Below are 19,797 nucleotides of genomic sequence, written 5' to 3'. Positions count from 1 at the left end.
CTCGCGCGTGCGCGCCTGTGATGCCTACCGGAGCAGCGGGGCACGACCGGCGCCGGCGAGCTCCGAAGGCGATCTGCCATCGAGCAAGGTGAGAGGTAGGAACACGAGCGCTTTGATTCCGCCGTGGTCCGACTCGGTGAGTCGGACCTCGATCTCGTTGCGGCCGGCGAGGATCGAGACCACGATCAACCCCATGCGCGCATCGCTGGAAAGGTGCATGATGCCGAAATCCGGTGCGCTGTCGAGAATTCGATTGATTCGGTTCAGTTCCCGCCGGGACAGCCCCCGCCCTTGGTCGGCGACCTCGACGACGGCGCCACCTTCGACAAGTCTGCCCGAGACCGTGACGGGTGCGGTCGTGGATGAGAAGTAGGTGGCGTTCTCGACCAGCTCGGCGAGCAAGTGGATGATGTCGGCGACGACGCCGCCGTTGACCGAGACATCAGGGAAACGGTTGAGTGTGACGCGCGTGTAGTCCTTGGACTCGGTGATCGCCCCCTGCACGACGTCGCCGAGCGGCACCGGATATCGCCATTGCCGTCCGGGACGTTCACCGCCGAGAATGATCAGGTTCTCGGCGTTGCGGCGTTCACGAGTGGCCAGATGGTCGAGTTCGAACAGCAGCTCCATCTTGTCCGGGTCCTCCTCGTGAGCTTCCGCGACGTCCAGAACTTCCAGTTGGCGAGACGCCATGGCTTGGCTGCGGTGTGCGAGGTTCAAGAAGATCGCGTTGACCGCGCCGCGGGTCCGGGCTTCGGCCATCGCCGCGGACACCGCCGCGCGCTGTGCGGTGTCGAAAGCCTGTGCCAACTGCCCGATTTCATCGTCACCGAAGTCGGATGGAGGTAGAGCCGAGGTCAGATCGATCGCCTCACCAGCACTGATCCGGGACATGATCGCAGGCAGCTCGGTGTCCGCGACGGCCAACGTGTGCAGTCGAAGGCGTCGGAGTCGTCGAATGATTCCGCTCGCCAACCATGAGGTCAGCACGAAAGTCACGGCGGCGATGATCAGCGCTGCGAGCACGGTCAGGGCAGAGGTGCGCACGGCGTTGTCCGCGATGTCGGTCGCTCGCTGTTGGACACCGGCGAAGTTGGTGCGCCACAGCGTCAACAGGCCGTTCACCATCAGTCCCAGAATCTGCTGTGCCGCCGCGGAATCGGTGGGCAGCGGCTCGGCGGGGTTGTCGCGGTCCGACGGGGCGGGGGCAGCGCCTCTGGCCACGACGGCGTTCTCGAACTCGACCAATTGTCTCCACTGTGGGCTGGAGGTCAGTTGCACGAGCCTCTCCCGGATGGCGGGATCGTCCTTCTGTGCCAGTGAGTCCAGGTCGGCGTGGTAGGCGCCGACCCTGGTGGCGAACGCTTGTAAGGCGGCCTGATCGAGTGCTGTCCCTGCGCCTGCGGCCGCGACGAGTGCCTGCACCGCGGAGATGGCGTCGGCTGTGCGCAGCAGGGTCGCGGTCGTGGTCAAAGCGATAGCGCTGTCCACGTCGGGAGCTCTGGGGACCAATGCCTCGACCGCGATCGTCCCGGTCGCGGTGAGCAGACTGTATGCCTGGTACACCTCGTCGACTGTCGAGGTACCGCTGACGGTACGCGCGCGCACGGCGCCGAGTCGGCGGACCGTGTCACGCAGCTGGTGAGCGGAATCGTCGAACGCTCCGGTGGTGAGTTCGCTGAGTGACGATGCGGCCTCCAGCAGTGCCGTGCCGGCGGCGTCGACGCGAAGGCGCTGGGCGTTGAGCTCATCGGAGCCGAGTTCCGGCTGTGCGACGCGAGCCATCGCGAATCGACGTTCCCGCAGCATGGCTTCACTGAAGTCCACCGCATGCGGCGCCACTCGGAGGATGAGTTCGGCCCACGCCCGGTTCTGCCGGTTCTCCTCGATGAGGTGCACGCCTACCGCGATCACCGCGGTAGCGAACACGATGCTCGGGATGAGCACGATGGCCATCACCCGTGCGCGAATTCCGGTCAGCGGATTCGATTTCGCCGGGCGCGCGGGAGGGTCGTGGTGGATCGGAGTGTGGGTCCGACCACCCCGTGTGCGTCGGAAGCGGGCGGCGCCGACTCGTCGCGCGTTCGATTCCTTCCGTTCCAGCTGGTCTTTCATTGCCCACTCCCATCAGTTGATGAGAGAATCACATGCGATGTAAACATCAGTCAAATGGCGTCGTGAGAGTGTCATGCCTGCGTCCCGGGGGGATCGGGGCAGGCGAGGACGACGGCGAGCCGTAAGCCGCCGAGTGGGCTCGTGATCAGTTCCGCGCGTCCGCCGTGTAGTTCGGCCTGCTGCGCGACCAGGGCGAGGCCGAGGCCCGATCCTTCGCGGGCCGCGCCGGAGCCCCGCCGGAATCGACCGAACACCACCTCGCGTTCGTTCTCGGGCAACCCGGTGCCGTCGTCGTCGACCGCCAGCAGGAATCCGTCACCGGTTCGGTGGACGGAGATCTCGATTCGGGTGGCGCGGCCGTGGCGGACCGCGTTCGTGATCGCGTTGTCGAGAATCAGGCGGATCCCGGCCGGGGAACAATGGCAGTCCGCTCGTTGCTCGCCGGAGACGGCCAGGTGGAGTTCCGAATGGGTCCGTGCCGCGTCCGCGACCACCGAGTAGGCCAGCTCGACCAAGTCGGACGGTTCACTGATGTGGCGCGATGTCAGTTCACCGGCGGCGAGCAGTTCCAGCGCCACGAGCGTCGATTCGACCCGGCCGTGTTTGCGCAGCGCGTCGTCGAGGATCTGCGCGCGCTCGGCGGGCACCAGTTCGACATCCCGCGCGATCTCGATGTCCATGCGGATGGCGGTGAGCGGGGTTCGGAGCTCATGGGCGGCCGTATTCGCGAACGTGCGCGCCGTCCCGAGAGCCGAGATCGTGCGCTGCTGCGCGGAGTCGATCCGCGCGAGCATCGACCGGACCGAACCGGCGAGTCGATCGGCTTCCCGCACCCGGAACCATCCTCTCGCCTCAGGCAATTCGTCACCGGCATCGATCCTGCGGGTCAGGTCGATCAGTGGCCGGATCGCCCGGCCGCCGAGTAGCCATCCCAATCCCGATGCCACCGCGATCGCCGCCGCCCCGGCGAGCAGGACGTGCTGCCGCTGTTCCCGGGTCACCGATTCCGCCGCGGACAGGGGCGCGGCAACGGACACGAGGTGCGGGCCGATCGGAGACTGCTCCACCATCATGGTCTTGACGCGGTAACCGGCATCGTCGAGCACCAGGCTCTGGTGCCCCTCGGGCAGCTCCGGCAGTCGCGTGGACGTGCTGGCGAGAACGGCGCCGTCCTGGTGCAGGGTGACGGCGGCGAAGCCGCCGTCGCGCACGCTACCGATGAACAGTTGCGCGGTACCGACATTCGCTTCGACCAGGCCGGTGATGATGTCGAGTTGCTCGTCGACGTGCCTGATGTTGTTTCGCTCGATGGCGACGAACAGGAAGACGGCGAGCGCGCCGACGACGAGCGTCGTTCCCGTCGCCGCCGCCACCGCGACCCGCGTTCGCAGCGAGAGATTCCCCCTCACGGCCCTTCCTCCCGGAGGACGAACCCGACAGCGCGCACCGTGTGCAGGAGGCGGGGCACGCCGTCGTCTTCGAGTTTGCGGCGTATGTGCCCCACGACGACATCCACGACATTGGTCTGCGGCCGAAAGTCGTAACCCCACACCGTCTCCAACAGCCGGTCGCGGGTCACGACCTCCCCATGATGGGTGGCCAGGACACTGATCAGCTCGAATTCCCGCCGTGTCAGCGGAATCTCGCGGCCACGGACCGTCACCCGCAGCGCCGCGAACTCGACCCGCAGCGCCCCGATGGTCACCGAGTCCCGCGCGGTGCTCCAGCCACTGCCGCGGCGGCGCAGCAGCGCACGCAACCGCGCGGTCAATTCGACGAAGTCGAACGGCTTGGTCAGGTAGTCGTCGGCGCCCAGCTCGAGCCCTTCGATCCGGTCCGATACCCGCGTGCGAGCGCTCACCACACAGATGGGCACGTTGTTGCCGAGTGCTCGCAGCGCGGTGATGAAGGCCAACCCGTCCAGTCCCGGCATCTCGATATCGAGCACCACCACGTCGGGCGTCTGCTCGCGGGTCACCGCCAGCGCGGCCGCGCCGTCGGCCGCGGTACACACCGCGAAGCCGTTGAGACGCAGACCACGTTCCAGCGATTCACGAACGTCGGCGTCGTCGTCGACGACCAGCACCATCCCGCTCGCACCCGGGGCGGCGGAACCCTCGCGGGCGTCGACGGCGCGCGGCCGCACCGTTCGCGCCGTGGCTGCTACGTGCACCTGAATTCACTTCCTCTGCCGGTCGAAACGCTTCCTGTCGAAGGTTTACCGATTGCTTGAGAGTTCTCTGACGACGATTGACTGATCATATGATCATCTGTGACGTTTTATACCACCAGGGCGCAGTTCCGCCGATGACGCCGGTCACGCTCCTGCCGACCTCCCAGAGACGAACGGAGCTAGACCGGTGCGGACGAACATGCACACCGCGGCCATCGCGTTGGCGGCCGGTGCGGCCATCGCGCTCACGACCGTGCCCGGCACGGTGACGGGCAGCGCCGCCGCGGATCCGGGCTGCCCCGGTCTCACGGTCATCGCGATCCCTGGCACCTGGGAAACCGGCGAGGCCCGGCACACCCCGGGCCCCGGCATGCTCGCCGGCGTCACCGACGGCCTCCCCGCGAGCCAACAGGTCGCCTATGTCGACTATCCCGCGACGGCCTTCCCCTGGGAGGGCAAGGTCTACGGCGCTTCGCAGCGGGTCGCCGTCGACACCGCGCGCGAGATGATGCGAACCATCGCCGACCGCTGCTCCGGCACCGATTTCGCTCTGGTCGGCTACAGCCAGGGTGCCGACGCCGCCGGTGATCTGGCGGCGGAGATCGGCAGGGGCGGCGGGGTCGTGTCGCCGGATCGCGTGCAGGCCGTCGGCCTGCCCTCCGATCCCCAGCGGTCGCGGGCCGATGCCCAGGTCGGCCCGCCCGCCCGCGGCGTCGGCGTCCGGGGGCCACGCCCCGACGGGTTCGGCTCGATCACGGCTCGAGTCCGCACGATCTGCGCCGTCGGCGATCTGTACTGCTCGACCGACGACGAGGACTTCGTCATCGCCATCGCCGGCGCCCTGGCCGGAGTCTCCGCCGACCACCCCGACGATCTGCCCCGCTACCGCGGCAGAGCAGCGGAAATGCTGACCGCCCTGCGATCCGCCGACGAACAGGGCGAGCTCACCGACCAGGCCCGCGATGAACGCGCGCGACAGCTCGCGCACTTCTACGGATCCGGAACGCACATGTCCTACGGCAGCTACCCCGTCGACGGCCGGCACACCGCCGTCACCTGGCTGCACGACTGGCTGTCCGCGCTCGGCTGATCCGACCCACCCAGACCCTCCCCGGGAAATCTCCGCCACGAAGAAGGAACAGAAATGCGCATCGAACGTTTCACCGCCGTCTCAGCGATCCTGATCGGCGCGCTGGCCACCGGCACCGGGACGGCATACGCCGACCCGGCCGACGACCTCGGCGTCGTGAACTACACGACGACCACGACCGACGCGTCCACGCTCGTCCAGATCGACGCGGGCTCCCTGGTCGTCGAGGATGGCGCCCTGAAGGTGAAGGCACCGGACGGTAAGGTTCTCGCCGGCACCGAACTGAAGTTCCGCGTCGACGAATTCGTCTTCCCCATCGGAGCTGAGATCAACGAGCGGACTGCGACGCTCACTCCGCAGTTCACCCTGGACAAGGCCCACTACGAGCCGGTCGCCCTGCCCTACGAGGAGCAGGCCACCTGGAAGAACGACTACGACCGTGAGCGGGACGCCTGGGCCCGTATGACGAGCACGATCGGACTCGGCGCCTCGATCGGCGCCATGGTCGGCGGAATCGGCGGCGCGGCAGTCGGTTGCGTCATCGGCGGCGCGACCGGCGCGACACTGACCGGCGCGCTCGCGACCATGTTCAGCGGACTCCCGTCCGAGGTGCAGGGCTGCATCGCGGGTGTGGCGGCCGGTGGTTTCCTCGGCGTGCTGGCGGGACAGCTGCTCATCGCCGCGCCCGTGGCGATCTACGCCGCGGTCCAGTACTACACCACGATCAACCAGCCGTCGGTGCAGAGCCAGCAGCAGGCGAAGTAGCGGTCGCAAAGCCGGGCGCGCGGTGGGCCCCGCGCGCCCGTGGCCTTCCACTTCGAGCTGAGCCTCCGCCCGGTGACCAGTATCGAACTGGCTCCGACAACCCATGAAAAGAGACGAAGCGTTGATAGCGCTCTCCCGAATGACATTGTGGCTTGCCCTGTTCTCCTTGCTCGCGTTTCTGCTCGTAGCGACACCTCGGTCGAACGCCGCGTTCGATCCGGTCGGCGTCGACTTCTGGGTCGACTCCGACATGGGCCCCGTCAAGACCCGCGTATTCCGCGCGGCCGACGGCAACACCCAGCGCGTGGTCTATGCCCTCGACGGAATGTGGGCACGTGAGGACCTCAACGGCTGGGAGATCGAAACCGAGGTCGCCAGGACACTGACCGAGAACAACATCAATGTCGTACTGCCGGTCGGCGGACAATCCAGTTTCTATATGGATTGGGATCGCCCGTCGTACCTTCCGGAGGGCGCCGTATCCGACATCGCCGGTGATTCCGCACCCGACATCGGGCCGGGAAAGTCCTACACCTACACCTGGGAGACACTGTTGACCCGGGTCCTGCCCGCCGCCCTGCACGAACGGCTCGGCCTGTCCCCGGCCCGCAACGGTGTCATCGGACTCTCGATGGGTGGTAGCGCCGCGTTCGCGCTCGCCGCTCATCACCCGGCCCAGTTCAGCTATGCCGCGTCCCTGTCCGGATATCTGAACCCGTCGGCTCCGGGCATGCGCGGAGCGATCTCGGCCGCCATGGTCAAGGCTGGTGGGTACAACATCTCGTGCATGATCAGCTCGCCGACCTCCGACAAATGGCAGTGGATGGATCCCATGTTCCTCGCCCCCGCGCTCCTCCGGAACGGGACCGAGCTATGGGTGTCGGCCGCCAACGGCGTGCCGTCCGAGGCCGGGGAGCCCAGCAAGCAGGCCGCGGAAGGCTCGGCACTCGAGACGCTGTCGCTGACCAACTCGCGGTCGTTCCAGACACGCATGACATCACTGGGCGCCACCACCGTGACCTACGACTTCCCCTCCTCGGGTGTCCACGCCTGGACGTATTGGGAAGCCCAGGTCGTGAAGATGCTGCCCGTCCTGTCCGGCGCCATCGGCTGAGCCGACCCTTCGCGCCGGTCGGTCGCTGTGGGTGCGAGGCCGGGCCCACAGCGACCGCCACTCCACGCCACGAGCCGCACAAGCATCGGTACTGAAGATCTGATCAGTTATGATTGCTACGGCAACTCTAGGTGGAGGGCAGATGACAGCCGAGCAGACCACACCCACGCGTACCGATCGTCGCCGGGAACGCACGCGCAATGCGCTGCTCGGTGCTGCGCGAAAATTCTTGTCCGAGGGCAAGTCATCGGTCAGCATCAAGGAGATCACCGACGCCGCGGACGTCGGTTTCGGCTCCTTCTACAACCACTTCGACTCCAAAGAACAGCTCTTCGACGAGGCCGTGCGGTCCGCGCTGAACGTCTACAGCACGATGCGCGACCAGGTCGTGGCTCGCTACGACGACCCGGCCGAGGTCTTCGCGGTCAGCTTCCGGCTGACCGGACGGCTACCGCGCCGACTTCCCGAGATGGTGCGCGTGGTCCTGCATTCCGGCATGGGGGTCATGCTGCGCGACGAGGGGCTCGCGCCCCGTGCCCGTCAGGACATCGTGGCCGCGCAGGAGGCAGGGCGCTTCGAACCGATGGATCCCGATCTGGCCGTCATGGCGGCGGGCGGAACGCTGCTGGGACTGCTGCAACTGCTCGACGCCGATCCGGATGCGGACGCGGCGGCACTCGCCGACGACATGGCGTATCGAGCCCTGCGCATGTTCGGCGTGAACAAGCGAACCGAGCAGCGCCTCAGCTCCGGACCACTCCCCCAGCTGCCCGCCGACCCCGATCTACCCCTCGGGGCCGGCGAGTAGACCCGCACCTGGTCCGGCCGGGACAGATGCGGACAGGTGTCACCGGTTCGGGTCGAACTCTTCGGTTCCGAGCACGAGGCGCAGTCCGGAGATCCCGGAATGCGCTCGCGCATAAGCGAGTTCGCGGCTGACGTCGCCGACATTGTTGATGATGGGCAACCCGAGCCCCAAAGTCGAGAGCGTGCCCACCGCTCGTCCTTCGGCGTCGAGGAAGGCGCTTCCGCTGTCACCCGGAATGCCGGGCGTCGGCGATTTCAGGGCGTGGGTCCACCCGCCGAGTGAGCTGTCATCGGCGAAGCTCTCACCTCGTTGCGGCGACAGCCCGGGGAGGCCACCCCGGATTCTCGAGTTGCCATAGCTGTAGACGTGTTCGCCCTCGGGCGTGCCGGTGGTGTTGAGACCGGTGGGACCGCCCCAGTACGGCACGCTCGGATTGACCTGATCGACGAGGCCGGGGTCGATCTCGATCAGCGCGAAGTCGTTGTACGCGCAGGCATTCGGGTCCGCTTCGCCGAGTTGGCGCATCGTCAGCCAGCTGCTGTAGGCCAGCCGGCCGGTGCCGATGGTGGTGCCGTCGGACCGGAGTGAGCCACGGCGGGTGAAATCGACCGCGGTGCCGAGCGGCTGACTGGTGGCCGTACATCCGTCGGTTTCGGTGGATCCGCCCGTTCCGGCGCAGTGCGCGGACTGGCTGAGGTAGACCCTGTCGGTGTCGTCGACGAACACGTAGTTCGTCGTGCACTGCCCGCCTCCGTGCGTGTTCGCTTGGATCCCGGGGGTCAGGACGGCCGAACCGGCGGCCGCCCACCGATGACCGGCGTCTTCCGGGGTGACCACCTCCGCCGCGACGGGACTCGTCGTCCGGGGCGATGTCGCGACCGTGGATCTACCACTGCCGTCCTGCGATCCACCCGACACGCCGATTCCACACCCGGAGATCAGCAGCGACGCGGAGCACATGACTCCGACCGCGGGCAGGGCGACTACGCGCCGCAGGTTCGACATCTCGACCCGGTCCCTTCTGCCGGTGCGGGGCATGGAGCAGCGTGCCGACCGGTCGATAGTTTATGACTTTTTCATCAATACTGACGGTCATTTCCATAAACTGCAACGACGCCGCACCTAGAGTGGCGGGAGTCATCCCGATCCGAGCCCGACGCCCCGGGCGCATTTGATGATTTCATCACCAGATCGTGTCGATGCTTCTATCATTTGTGATCGCATAATCATTTCTCGTAGCGCGAAGGGACCCGTTCATGCTGGGCAGAAAGAAGGCCGGGTTCCGCTGGCTGTGCGTCGCGGGCGGAGCAGCCGCCCTCACCCTCGGCGGTTGCTCCGCCCTGCCGACATCGACGCCTCCCACCAAGATCACCGCGGATTTCGAGAACATCGCGGGCATGTACGAGGGCAACGAGATCATGGTCCTCGGCCTCGCGGTCGGCAAGGTCGACAAGATCGTGCCCAAGGGCACCTACGTCGAGGTCCACATGACCGTTGACGCAGGCATCGAGATCCCGAAAGACGCCATCGCGGCGATCATCTCACCATCGATCGTCACCGACCGCCACATCGAGATCACCCCGCCCTACACCGGCGGCGACACCCTCGAATCCGGCGATCACCTGCCGCTCGCGCGGACCAGGACCCCGGTCGAGCTGGACACGATGATCAAGACCATCGACCAGTTCGCCGCCTCGCTCGAGCCCGAACCCGGCCAGGAGGGTCTCGGCCCGCTCTCAGGCCGGGCGCTCTACCCGGTGCTCAACGGCAACGGCCAGAAGATCCGCGAAACCCTCGATGCGCTCTCGGGTGCTTTGAAGGTCGGTGTCGACAACAAGGACGCCATCGCCAACATCATCATCAAGCTCAACGAGCTCACGACGATGCTGGCCGACAACGACCAGTCGGTGCGCGACTTCAACGACCGGATGACCGCCATGTCGGGGCTACTAGCCGAGCAGGCGCCCGGCCTGCAGGCAACACTGGACCAGCTCAACGCCTTCCTGACCAACACCAGCATCGCATTCGCCGGGCACCAGGACGAGCTCGCCGCCTCACTCGCCGGTTTGACCAATGTCACCAACCAACTACGTGCGAACTCCGGCGCGCTCACCGAGATCGTTGACCTCACTCCGCTGCTCATGGAGAACATCGACCGCACGATGGACAAAGACGGAAGGTACTTCCGCCAGAACGTGCTGATCGGAACCGCCCTATCGGGCGAGATCATCAGCGTCTTCTGCGAGCGGATCCAGATGCGCGCGGACGGCTGCCGCACCGGCAACATGCAGGACTTCGGTCCCGACTACGGACTCACGGCCGCCCTGCTGGGGCTGACGAAGTAGCCCGCACCCAGCGCGAATCTTCTGACATTTTCATCACTATAGATAGCATTTCGTCGTAACTGATACTATCATCACATTAGTGCCGATGGTGTGGCCGCAGATCTCTCCACCATGAACGGAAGGACCCGATGAACGCGGACCGAATCGACGTGCATCAGCACATGATCCCGCCGGTCTATCGCGACGCGCTGCGCCGCCACGGCATCACCGCCCCGGGTGGCCGGGATCTACCGGACTGGTCGCCGGACTCGGCTCTGAGCCTGATGACGACTGCGAGGATCGGCTCGGCGATTCTGTCGGTGTCGACACCCGGAACCACCTTCCTCACCGATCCCGCCGAGGCCACGACGCTCGCCCAGGCCCTCAACGACTACTCATCCGAGATCTCGGCCGCCCACCCGGGACAGCTCGGATTCATGGCCACCTTGCCCATGCCCGACGTGCGAGCGTCCCGGCTGGAAGCCGAACGAGCCCTCGATACTCTCGGCGCCGACGGAGTGGTGCTGCTCGGGAACTCCGCCGGGGTTTATCTCGGCGCCGAGGGCCAGGACGAACTCTTCCGCGCGCTCGACGACCGTTGCGCGGTCGTTCTGGTACACCCGGCGGATCTTCCCGGCGAGCCGGTTCCCGGAATCCTGCCCTTCGCCGCGGACTTCCTCCTCGACACCACCCGGGCCGCCTACCTGTTGGTGCGCAACGGGATTCGACGTCGGTACCCGAACATCAAGTTCATCCTGTCGCACGGTGGCGGCTTCGTTCCCTACGCGGCCCACCGGCTGGCGCTCACCATCTTCAGCGAAACCGGAGTGAGCCCCGCCGACCTGATCGACGAGTTCGCCGGGTTCTATTTCGACACCGCGCTGTCCTCGAGCGCGTCGGCGCTGCCGAGCCTGCTGTCGTTCGCCCGGCCGGGCCATGTCCTCTACGGCAGCGACTGGCCGTTCGCCCCCGATCCGGCGGTGCTCTACTTCGGCGGCGGCCTCGACGCCTATGCGGGTCTCGACGACGCCCAGCGCCGTGCCGTCGAGCGCGTCAACGCACTCACCCTGTTCCCCCGTTTCGGTGCCGCCCCGGCCATCGCACCGTCGACGCCGATGCTGAACCGGGTTCGGAGCACGATTCGGCGGCAAGCCTTCCGTGGCATCGCACGGGCGATCGGTCCACGAGCGTAGGCCGGAGAAAGGTTCGATGACAGCCGAACCCACTACCCGGCACTCGGGCACATCGATCCTCGTTCGCGACGAGGCCTCGCTCCCCGCGCGCGCCGCGATATTGCTGCCTACGAATCCACTGCCTCGTGATCTGCCGAAGCCCCTCGGGTAACCACCAGCATCGCCATACTCGTCAGGAGCTCGATCAGGCTCGACGGCGGCAGCTCGGGGACGCACGACAGGCCTTCGCGCGCGACAGCGTTGACCGTCGCGGTCAGCAGCCCGACGGTGTCGTCGGCCGGACGTGAACCTCTCGCCGCCAGGAAACTCCGGATGTGTCCCGCCCATCGGTGGGCGTGCGCCCGGCACTGCTGCTGTGCGAGTTCGCCGACGCCGCTCACCTCGAGCAGGGCGAACCTCGCGCCGTGCGGCTCACTCTCGATCGCGGCGAAATAGGCGATCAGGGCGGCGCGCAGTGCGACGACCAGTTCGACGGGTCCGGTCTGGTCCGCGAGCGCGCGTGCCACCGCGACGGCCGCCCTGTCCTGGATCCGGGCATAGGCCGCGACGAGCACCTCGTCGAGAGTGTGGAATTCCTCGTAGAACTGCCGCTTCGACAGCGACGCCGACGCACAGATGTCGCTGAGCGAACAGCCGAAACAGCCGCGCTCCGCGCAGACGCGGGTGGCCGCGTCGAGGAACTGACGCCGTCGCCGCGCCTTGCGCGTCGCGATGGTCTGGCCGCCGTACCGCCTGACATCGGCAGCGGTCGTGGCACACCCGTGTTCCGACTCGTGGGGACGGCGGTCCCGGCCTCCTGTGACAAAGGCCGGGACCGCGTCACCTTCCGGTCCGCGCGAGCCGGAAGTCTCAGTGATCACCGACCAGGTCGAGCGCGATATCGGCGATCATGTCTTCCTGTCCGCCGACAAGCCCTCGCCGACCGGCGACGGTGAGCAGCGTGCGCACGTCCACGCCGTAGGTGGCCGAGGCGTTCTCCGCGTGGCGCAGGAAGCTCGAGTAGACACCCGCGTAGCCGAGCGTCAGCGTTTCGCGGTCGACCTGGACGGGCCGATCCATCAGCGGCCGGACCAGGTCGTCGGCCGCATCGGTCAGCTGATCGAGGTTCGCGCCGTGTTCCCAGCCGGTCAGGTCGGCGACGGCGACGAACGCTTCGAGCGGAGTGTTGCCCGCCCCGGCGCCCAGTCCGGCCAGGGATGCGTCCACCCGGGTCACGCCCTCCTCCACCGCGACGACACTGTTCGCCACGGACAGCGAGAGGTTCTGGTGGGCGTGGATACCGATTTCGGTGTCGGGCGTGAGCACGCCGCGGTAGGCGCGCACGCGTTCACGAACACCGTCCATGGTGAGGCGCCCGCCGGAATCGGTGACGTACACGCAGTGCGCGCCGTAGGATTCCATGAGTTTCGCCTGGTCGGCCAAACCCTCCGGACTGTTCATATGGCTCATCATCAAGAAACCGGACACGTCCATGCCGAGTTCGCGCGCGCAGGCGATGTGCTGGGCGGAGATGTCCGCCTCGGTGCAGTGGGTGGCCACCCGGACCGAGCGCACGCCGAGATCGAACGCGCGACGCAGGTCCTCGATGGTGCCGATGCCGGGCAGCAGCAGGGTCGTCAGCCGGGCGAACTGCACCGCGCCCGCGGCGGCTTCGAGCCATTCCCAGTCGGTGTGGCTGCCCGGCCCGTAGTTGAGGCTGCCGCCGTGCAGCCCGTCACCGTGGGCGACCTCGATCGCGTCCACGCCCGCGGCATCGAGCGCGGCGGCGATCCGGGCCACCCCGGCGGGATCGATGCGGTGCCGCAGTGCGTGCATCCCATCGCGCAGAGTGACGTCCTGCAGGAAGATTTCGGCGCTCATCGGACACTCTCCTTCGTGGATGCCGCGATCCGCTCCGCGACGCGCACGGCGGCCGAGGTCATGATGTCGAGATTCCCGGCATAGGCCGGCAGGTAGTGCGCGGCACCCTCGACCTCGAGGAACACGCTGACCTGGTGGGTGACCGGAGCGTCGCCGACCAGGGTGCGCAGCGGAGCTCCGGCTTCGACGGGCGTGATCTGCACACCCTGCTTCAACCGGTAGCCCGGCACATACGCGGCGACGTCGGCCACCATGGCCAGGATCGACTCCTTGATCCGCGCGTGGACCTCGGCGTCGGCGGTGTCGATGAGCGCGAACACGGTGTCGCGCATGATCAGCGGCGGTTCCGCGGGGTTGAGCACGATGATCGCGCGTCCGCGCTGGGCGCCGCCCACCGCGGCGATCGCGGTCGAGGTGGTCTCGGTGAACTCGTCGATATTGGCTCGGGTGCCGGGGCCCGCGGACTTCGACGCGATCGAGGCGACGATCTCGGCGTAGGGCACCGCGGTGACCCGAGCGATGGCCGCGACCACCGGAATCGTCGCCTGACCACCGCAGGTGACCATGTTGACGTTGTCGGCCGCCACGTGCTGATCGAGGTTCACCGCCGGAACGACGAACGGGCCGATCGCGGCGGGAGTCAGATCGATCAGGCGTTTGCCGAAGGGGGCGAGGGCGGCGGCGTTGGCCTTGTGGGCGCCCGCCGAGGTGGCGTCGAAAACGATCTCGATGTCATCGAAATCCGGTAGCCCGATCAGACCCTCGACACCATCGGAGGTGATCTGCACACCCAACCGACCGGCGCGGGCGAGCCCGTCGGAATCCGGGTCGATGCCGACCATGGCGGCCATCTCGAGTGTTTCGGACAGGCGCAAGACCTTGATCATCAGATCGGTGCCGATATTGCCCGATCCGATGACGGCGACTTTGGTGCGGCTCATCGCTGTTCCTCCAGGGTGAAGTCGACGGTGCCGAGCGGCCCCGAACGCTGAGTCAGTTCGGCGTGGACCCGCGCGCCGGGCACCAGCGGCGCCATCGGCCCCAGCGCGCCGGAGAGCACGATCTCGCCCGCGCGCAGCGGATCTCCCAGCGCCTGAGCGGTGCGCGCGAGCCAGGCCAGCGCCAGCAGTGGGTCGCCGAGGCAGTCCACGCCTTTTCCGCGCGAGACGATCTCACCATCGATGCGCATGGCCATCGTGATCTCGCGCGGTTCGAAGTCATCGAGGGAGAGCCGCTGTTCGCCCAGCACGAACCAGCCGCTCGAGGCGTTGTCGGCCACGGTGTCGCCGAAGGTGATGTCCCAGCCCGCGATTCGGCTGTCCACGATCTCGAGTGCGGGTGCGGCGTAGTCGATGGCGCCGCGCACCGAGATGGGATCGAGGTCGTCACCGGTCAGGTCGGCGCCGAGGACGAAGGCCAGCTCGGCCTCGATCTTGGGCTGCAGCAGCCTCGGCCGCTGCGACAGCGGCGTCGTGCCCGCGTCCATGTCGTGCAAGAGCACGCCGAAGTCGGGCTGGTCGACACCGAGCTGACGTTGCACCGCCGTGGAGGTCAGTCCGATCTTGTGCCCGACGACGCGGGCGCCCTCGTCGATCCGTCGGCGAGTGCCCAGCCTCTGCACCGCGTAGGCCAGGTCCACGTCGTCGGCGCCGATCAGGTCACGCACCGCGGCCACGGGCACGCCCAGCTGCGTCGCGGTCGCCAGTCGCTCGGCGGCGGCGAGGACGGCGGGCAGTTCGCTGGTGGTCGTGGTCATCGGGCTTCCTCCAGGGGGCTCGGCGCGGCGGACGCCACGACGCGCAGGGGGCTGTGGTTCGCGGTCAACATCGCGGGCGTGACGGCGAGGCGGGCCAGCAGTGCGGTGACCAGCTCGCGCGCGTCGGATTTCGCGCTGATCCCGAACACGTATCGGTCCGGGCGGAGCAGGACCGTGCCGCCATGGGCGACACCGGCTTTGGCGAACCACCGGGCCATGTCCCCGGTGTAATCCTCGACGTCGGCGTAGTCGGTGGCGGCGACCCGGGCGTCGCCCCGCTCGCCCTGCGGACGGCCACCGGTCGCGTACACGGTCACGAACTGCGTGCCGAGTATCTGCAGGGCATTGCGCTGGGCGACACTGAGTCCCGCACGCGGATCGACACCGTAGCCGACGACGGCGAAGCCGAGGCCGAGCGCATCGTCGAGGTGCTCATGGCGGCCGTCGAAGGTGCGGATCTCCGGCTGCGGTGCCAGCGTGCCCTCGACGCCGCGCGTCCACTTGCGCGGGAGCCCGAAGTAGGCACCGCGCTTGAACCGCGGGGACGGCTTCATCTTCGCCTCCCGGATCCAGGTGTTGAGTCCGGGGACCTTCAGCGCGGTGGCCAGGGCGATATCGCGGGCACCCGCGGCGAGCTTGTTGTCGATCGAGACGAGGCTCTTGTTCAGCACCGACAGATCGATCATCGCCTTGGCGTGGGGCCGCCGCTCGGTCTCGTAGGTGTCGAGGAGATCGAGACTCGCACCGTGCCCGATGATGGCGCCGAGCTTCCAGGACAGGTTGTCGGCGTCGCGGACACCGGCGTTCATGCCCTGGCCGATGAATTGGGGCGTCATGTGCGCGGCGTCGCCGGCGAGCAGGACGCGTCCCTGACGCCACTGGTCGGCGACCACGGCGTTGAAGGTGTAGACCAGTTTGCGCAGCACCGTCACTTCGTCGGGATCGACGTAGTGGGCGATGAGACTGCGGACCTGGTCGGGGTCCTCCATCTCCTCTTTGCTCTGCTCATCGTTGAGCATGAACTCGAAACGGTGATGCCCACCAGGCTGCGGACACGACACCGTCGGCAGCTCGGGATCACAGACGAAGTTGAAGTACGGCAGATGCCGGAACGCGTCGACACCATCGTTGGCGAGCAGATCGACCACGAGCCAGCGTTCGGGATAGCTCGTACCGGTCATATCGATGCCCAGTTGCGTGCGGACCACGCTGCGGCCGCCATCGCAGCCGACGAGGAACTTCGCCCGTACCTCTTCCGAGGTGGCCGCATCGGTGTCGGCGGCGTGTTTGCCGTACCCGGTCCCCTGGCATTCGGCATGCCGCACGAGCACACCGTCGGCGTCCTGATCGAAACCGAGGACCTCCCGGCCGCGGCGAACCGTCACGTGCGGGTAGCGCTCGAGGGCGTTCTCGAGCGTGTTCTCCAGGTAGGGCTGGTACAGGAAGTTGGCCACCGGCCAGCCCAGCGGGCGCGAGACCTGGTTGAACTGGGCGAGCACCGAGCCGTCACGGCGCACCCACTGCACGGTGCAGTCGAGGTTCATCTGCGCCGAGGCCTCGTCGGCGACACCGGCGGTCTGGAAGATCCGCATGCCTTCGTCGTCGGTGTACACCGCCCGCGCCAAGCCGTAGAACTCCGGCTCACGCTCGAGTACCAGCACCCGCACGCCGCGCCGGCCGAGCAGGTTCGCCAGGGTCAGCCCGGTGGGCCCCAGCCCGACGACTACCACGTCGTAGTCGAACGATGTCATCGCGCCATGCCTCCGGTGAGTTGGGGGACAGTGATCTCGGGGGTCCGCAGGGTCCGAACGACTTGCCGGAACTGCGTGAACTTGTCCAGCACGGTCTCGCCGACCGGCGTGTGACCCCAGATACTGATGCCCTGGTAGGTGGTCGGCTCCCACGTCGATTCGCGTTCCGGACCGAACACGATCGGATTCCAGCCGACCTCGAGTTCGAATCCGGACGGGGTGACGCAGTAGAAGGACAGCTCCCGATCATTGGTGTGCTGGCCGACCGACCAGGCCATCCGGAAGCCGAGATCGGTGACCCGCCCATAGGCGGCCAGCACGTCGTCGAGCGAGCCGGACTGAATGTTGATGTGCTGCACCCGGGTTCGGATCGGATCGATCTTTACTCCGCGGATGTTGGCGATCGCGATCGAGTGGTGCCGCTCGTTGACCCGCAGGAACCGGATCTTGAGCTTGAGACCGGAGACGTTCTCGTCGATGTAGTCGCTGAGCCGGGAGTCGAAGACCGTCTCGTAGTAGCCCCGCAGTGATTCCGGCTCCCTCGACACGATCGCGACATGTCCCATGCCGGCTTCGCCGGTCACCCACCCGGAGCTGAGCATGCGCAGCGGCTCGGGCGTGGTCACCGGGACGGTGAAGATCTCCTGCCGGATCCCCTTGGGGCCGGCGAACCGCCACAGACGCTCCACGCCACGGCGGGCCGCGTCCTCGGCACTGCCTTCGGCGATCGGCACGCCACGATCGGACACCCGCGCGATGATCCGGTCGAAGGTTTCGTGATCGTCGACCTGCCAGCCGACGGCCGTCACGTCCTCCTGCGGACCCTGCTCCACCAGGAAACGGCACGCGTGCTCATCGAGGCGGAACCGCAGCGTGGAGCTGTCGACGTCGTCGGCGTGCATGCCGATCGCGTCGGCGCCGAAGCGACGCCACTCGCCCAGCCGCGCCGACTCCACAACGATGTAGCCCAGGTGCACCGCCCCGAAGACCGACCCGTCGCCGGGTACGAGGCCGCTCATCGCTCGGCCTTCAGGTACGCGATCGCGAGGGTGTTGAACAGTTCGGCCCGCTCCCACTGCGCCCAGTGCCCGGTGCGCGCGACCAGGTAGAGGTCGCAGTTGGGCATGGTCTCGGCGAGCATCCTGCCCCCGGACGGCCGGTTGACCTTGTCGTCCTCACCCCACACCACCAGCGTGGGGTGCGCCACCTCGCTCAGGCGCGAATCCCGGGTGAAGTCCATCCGCCAGAGCGTGCGCAAAGCGAACAGGCCCGAGGGCCGGCGCAGCGGCGGGTTGGCGACGACCTCGGGGTCGATGCTGGCCCGGTAGCGCTCCTCGATCACTTCGTCCGGCACCGTCGCACCGTCGTACACCAGGAACTCACGGATGAAGCGGATGATCTTCTCGCGGCTCGGGCCACTGCCGGGGTAGTACGCGAGGAGCTCCTGCAGACCCTTGGTCGGCAGGGCACGCGTGGAACCGACGCCGCCGGGGCCCATCAGGATCAGGCGGCCGACCTTGTCGGGACGGTCCATCGCCAACCGCAGCGCCGCCGCCCCGCCGTAGGAGTTGCCGATCAGGTGCGCCGAGTCGATCTGCAAGGCGTCGAGGAACTCGCCGAGCACACGCGCCAGGTCGCCGAAGGGATCGGACTGGTCGACGTACTTCGACGACCGTCCGTAGCCCGGCATGTCGAGCACGAGCACCCGGAAGTGCTGCGCCAGCGCCTCGATATTGCGCGAGTAGTTCGACAGCCCGGTCGCGCCGGGGCCGCCGCCGTGCAACAGCACGACCGCGGGTCCTGATCCGAACTCGCTGAAGTAGATCTCGCGGTTGCCGACCTGGACCGTGCGCCCGGTGTCGACTCCCTTGTCGATGCTTGTCACGATGTACCTCCCAGTGAAGTTGATAATATCATCACCTTCGATTGATTCCACGTCAAGTGTTTCTGATGAAATACTCAGAACTGGTGGTTTGACCGATTCTCATCCGAGCAGCAGGACACGGTTCGCGGTCTGGCGATCCATCTCGTCCTGCATCACCCGACGCACCCGGTCGGCAAACTCCCCCGGCGACTCCCCACCCTCCGGCCCCATCGCAGGCAGCACCGTGGTCCGAACCTTGGTCGGCAGCGGGATGTAGGGGAACAACCCCGCGATTCCGACGGTGAGCCCCCACGGCAACGACAGCGTGATCGGGAGCCGCTTGAGCCGCAGCGCCTTGTCGAGGCGAAGCAATCGCGCCAGCGCACGACCATCGGACAGGCAGATCAGCGACTCTCCCGCCCCCGAGGTGACCACCGGAACGATCGGCACCCCCGCCTGGATCGCCAGCCGCGCGAAGCCGGTCCGCCCGTCGAAGATGATCCGGTTGCGCTCGCCCCACGACTTGAACGCGTCGACATCACCCCCGGGAAACACGAGGACATGCTCACCGCGCGCGAGGGCCGCCAGGGCGTTCTCACCGGTCGCGGGCTCGGCCCCCATCTTGGCGAGCAACGGGCCGAGCCCCATCGCCCAGGCCATGTGATGGGTCAGGACGACCGCCCGTCGCGGATCCCCGATGCGGACGTAGGCCGATCGCGCGGCCAGGACATTCAGATCGAAGACACCGCCGAAGCCGTGGTTGGCCACGAACAACGACGGCCCCGGTGCCGGTTCGAGCACGCCCCCTACTTCGTGGCGGTGATACCACCGGAACGCCCCGAGCAGAATTCTCACGGCAGCCGGTGCCCGCCCGGATTCGACCCCATTCCCACCCTGCGGCGCGTCGTCGAACGGCTCATCGTGAAGCGGCTGAACACCACTGTCAGGCACTACTTCTCACTTCCCGCGCTTGTCGCCGCGCTG

Annotated in this window: 18 protein-coding genes; 6 read left to right on the top strand and 12 right to left on the bottom strand. The window is 67.4% G+C overall.

All coding sequences use genetic code 11. The features are described 5' to 3' along the window. Positions 1–24: 24 nt before the first annotated feature. From NA12_RS00230 to NA12_RS00220, 3 genes are all read right to left on the bottom strand, one after another. A complete protein-coding gene (locus NA12_RS00230; protein WP_067444416.1) occupies positions 25–2,115 on the bottom strand; it encodes a sensor histidine kinase in 2,091 nt (696 codons plus the stop codon). A 71-nt stretch (positions 2,116–2,186) separates the two neighbouring features. Further along, a complete protein-coding gene (locus NA12_RS00225; protein WP_067444413.1) occupies positions 2,187–3,524 on the bottom strand; it encodes a sensor histidine kinase in 1,338 nt (445 codons plus the stop codon). Continuing rightward, entirely contained in the window at positions 3,521–4,204 is a 684-nt protein-coding gene (locus NA12_RS00220; RefSeq protein ID WP_067445180.1) for a response regulator transcription factor, read from the bottom strand. The genes NA12_RS00225 and NA12_RS00220 overlap by 4 nt, the downstream gene beginning before the upstream one ends. Before the next feature lie 271 nt (positions 4,205–4,475). Here NA12_RS00220 and NA12_RS00215 point away from each other — a divergent pair, with 271 nt between their 5' ends. The 4 genes from NA12_RS00215 (at position 4,476) to NA12_RS00200 (ending at position 8,065) form a co-directional block, all read left to right on the top strand. Beyond that, a complete protein-coding gene (locus tag NA12_RS00215; protein WP_243654850.1) occupies positions 4,476–5,378 on the top strand; it encodes a cutinase family protein in 903 nt (300 codons plus the stop codon). Between the two features lie 54 nt (positions 5,379–5,432). Continuing rightward, positions 5,433–6,143, top strand: a complete 711-nt coding sequence (locus tag NA12_RS00210; protein WP_067444407.1) for a DUF8020 domain-containing protein — start codon at positions 5,433–5,435, stop codon at positions 6,141–6,143. 139 nt (positions 6,144–6,282) lie between these two features. Continuing rightward, positions 6,283–7,257, top strand: a complete 975-nt coding sequence (locus NA12_RS00205) for an alpha/beta hydrolase (RefSeq protein ID WP_067444404.1) — start codon at positions 6,283–6,285, stop codon at positions 7,255–7,257. Between the two features lie 142 nt (positions 7,258–7,399). Beyond that, a complete protein-coding gene (locus NA12_RS00200) occupies positions 7,400–8,065 on the top strand; it encodes a TetR/AcrR family transcriptional regulator (RefSeq protein ID WP_067444401.1) in 666 nt (221 codons plus the stop codon). Between the two features lie 39 nt (positions 8,066–8,104). Here the strand turns inward: NA12_RS00200 and NA12_RS00195 are convergent, their stop codons facing one another. Further along, positions 8,105–9,070 (bottom strand): hypothetical protein, encoded by a 966-nt coding sequence (locus NA12_RS00195; RefSeq protein WP_067445178.1) that lies wholly within the window; start codon positions 9,068–9,070, stop codon positions 8,105–8,107. 251 nt (positions 9,071–9,321) lie between these two features. Between NA12_RS00195 and NA12_RS00190 the strand changes: the two genes are divergently transcribed. Continuing rightward, positions 9,322–10,410, top strand: coding sequence for an MCE family protein (locus NA12_RS00190; protein ID WP_067444398.1), 1,089 nt, complete (start codon positions 9,322–9,324; stop codon positions 10,408–10,410). A gap of 128 nt (positions 10,411–10,538) precedes the next feature. Next, positions 10,539–11,582, top strand: coding sequence for an amidohydrolase family protein (locus NA12_RS00185; protein WP_067444395.1), 1,044 nt, complete (start codon positions 10,539–10,541; stop codon positions 11,580–11,582). A gap of 107 nt (positions 11,583–11,689) precedes the next feature. Here the strand turns inward: NA12_RS00185 and NA12_RS00180 are convergent, their stop codons facing one another. From NA12_RS00180 to NA12_RS00145, 8 genes are all read right to left on the bottom strand, one after another. After that, positions 11,690–12,442: a TetR/AcrR family transcriptional regulator gene (locus NA12_RS00180; RefSeq protein ID WP_084472239.1), complete on the bottom strand. Its 753-nt coding sequence runs from the start codon at positions 12,440–12,442 to the stop codon at positions 11,690–11,692. Beyond that, a complete protein-coding gene (gene dmpG, locus NA12_RS00175) occupies positions 12,432–13,442 on the bottom strand; it encodes a 4-hydroxy-2-oxovalerate aldolase (RefSeq protein WP_067444392.1) in 1,011 nt (336 codons plus the stop codon). The genes NA12_RS00180 and dmpG overlap by 11 nt, the downstream gene beginning before the upstream one ends. Beyond that, positions 13,439–14,383 (bottom strand): acetaldehyde dehydrogenase (acetylating), encoded by a 945-nt coding sequence (locus tag NA12_RS00170; protein ID WP_067444389.1) that lies wholly within the window; start codon positions 14,381–14,383, stop codon positions 13,439–13,441. The genes dmpG and NA12_RS00170 overlap by 4 nt, the downstream gene beginning before the upstream one ends. After that, positions 14,380–15,198 carry a 2-keto-4-pentenoate hydratase gene (locus NA12_RS00165; RefSeq protein WP_067444385.1) on the bottom strand — a complete coding sequence of 273 codons (819 nt, stop codon included), beginning with the start codon at positions 15,196–15,198 and terminating at the stop codon, positions 14,380–14,382. The genes NA12_RS00170 and NA12_RS00165 overlap by 4 nt, the downstream gene beginning before the upstream one ends. Then, positions 15,195–16,949 carry a bifunctional 3-(3-hydroxy-phenyl)propionate/3-hydroxycinnamic acid hydroxylase MhpA gene (gene mhpA, locus NA12_RS00160; protein ID WP_067444382.1) on the bottom strand — a complete coding sequence of 585 codons (1,755 nt, stop codon included), beginning with the start codon at positions 16,947–16,949 and terminating at the stop codon, positions 15,195–15,197. The genes NA12_RS00165 and mhpA overlap by 4 nt, the downstream gene beginning before the upstream one ends. Beyond that, positions 16,946–17,968 carry a VOC family protein gene (locus NA12_RS00155; RefSeq protein ID WP_067444378.1) on the bottom strand — a complete coding sequence of 341 codons (1,023 nt, stop codon included), beginning with the start codon at positions 17,966–17,968 and terminating at the stop codon, positions 16,946–16,948. Before NA12_RS00155 ends, mhpA begins: the two co-directional genes overlap by 4 nt. Continuing rightward, positions 17,965–18,825 (bottom strand): alpha/beta fold hydrolase, encoded by an 861-nt coding sequence (locus tag NA12_RS00150; RefSeq protein ID WP_132369917.1) that lies wholly within the window; start codon positions 18,823–18,825, stop codon positions 17,965–17,967. Before NA12_RS00150 ends, NA12_RS00155 begins: the two co-directional genes overlap by 4 nt. Before the next feature lie 108 nt (positions 18,826–18,933). Further along, entirely contained in the window at positions 18,934–19,614 is a 681-nt protein-coding gene (locus NA12_RS00145) for a lysophospholipid acyltransferase family protein (RefSeq protein ID WP_243654849.1), read from the bottom strand. Between the last annotated feature and the right edge of the window lie 183 nt (positions 19,615–19,797).

Origin of the sequence: Nocardia alba NBRC 108234 (assembly GCF_001612665.1) — a bacterium.
Classification (GTDB): domain Bacteria; phylum Actinomycetota; class Actinomycetes; order Mycobacteriales; family Mycobacteriaceae; genus Nocardia; species Nocardia alba.
Note: the sequence above shows the minus strand (reverse complement) of the source record. Positions and strands in the feature narration are given on the sequence as shown.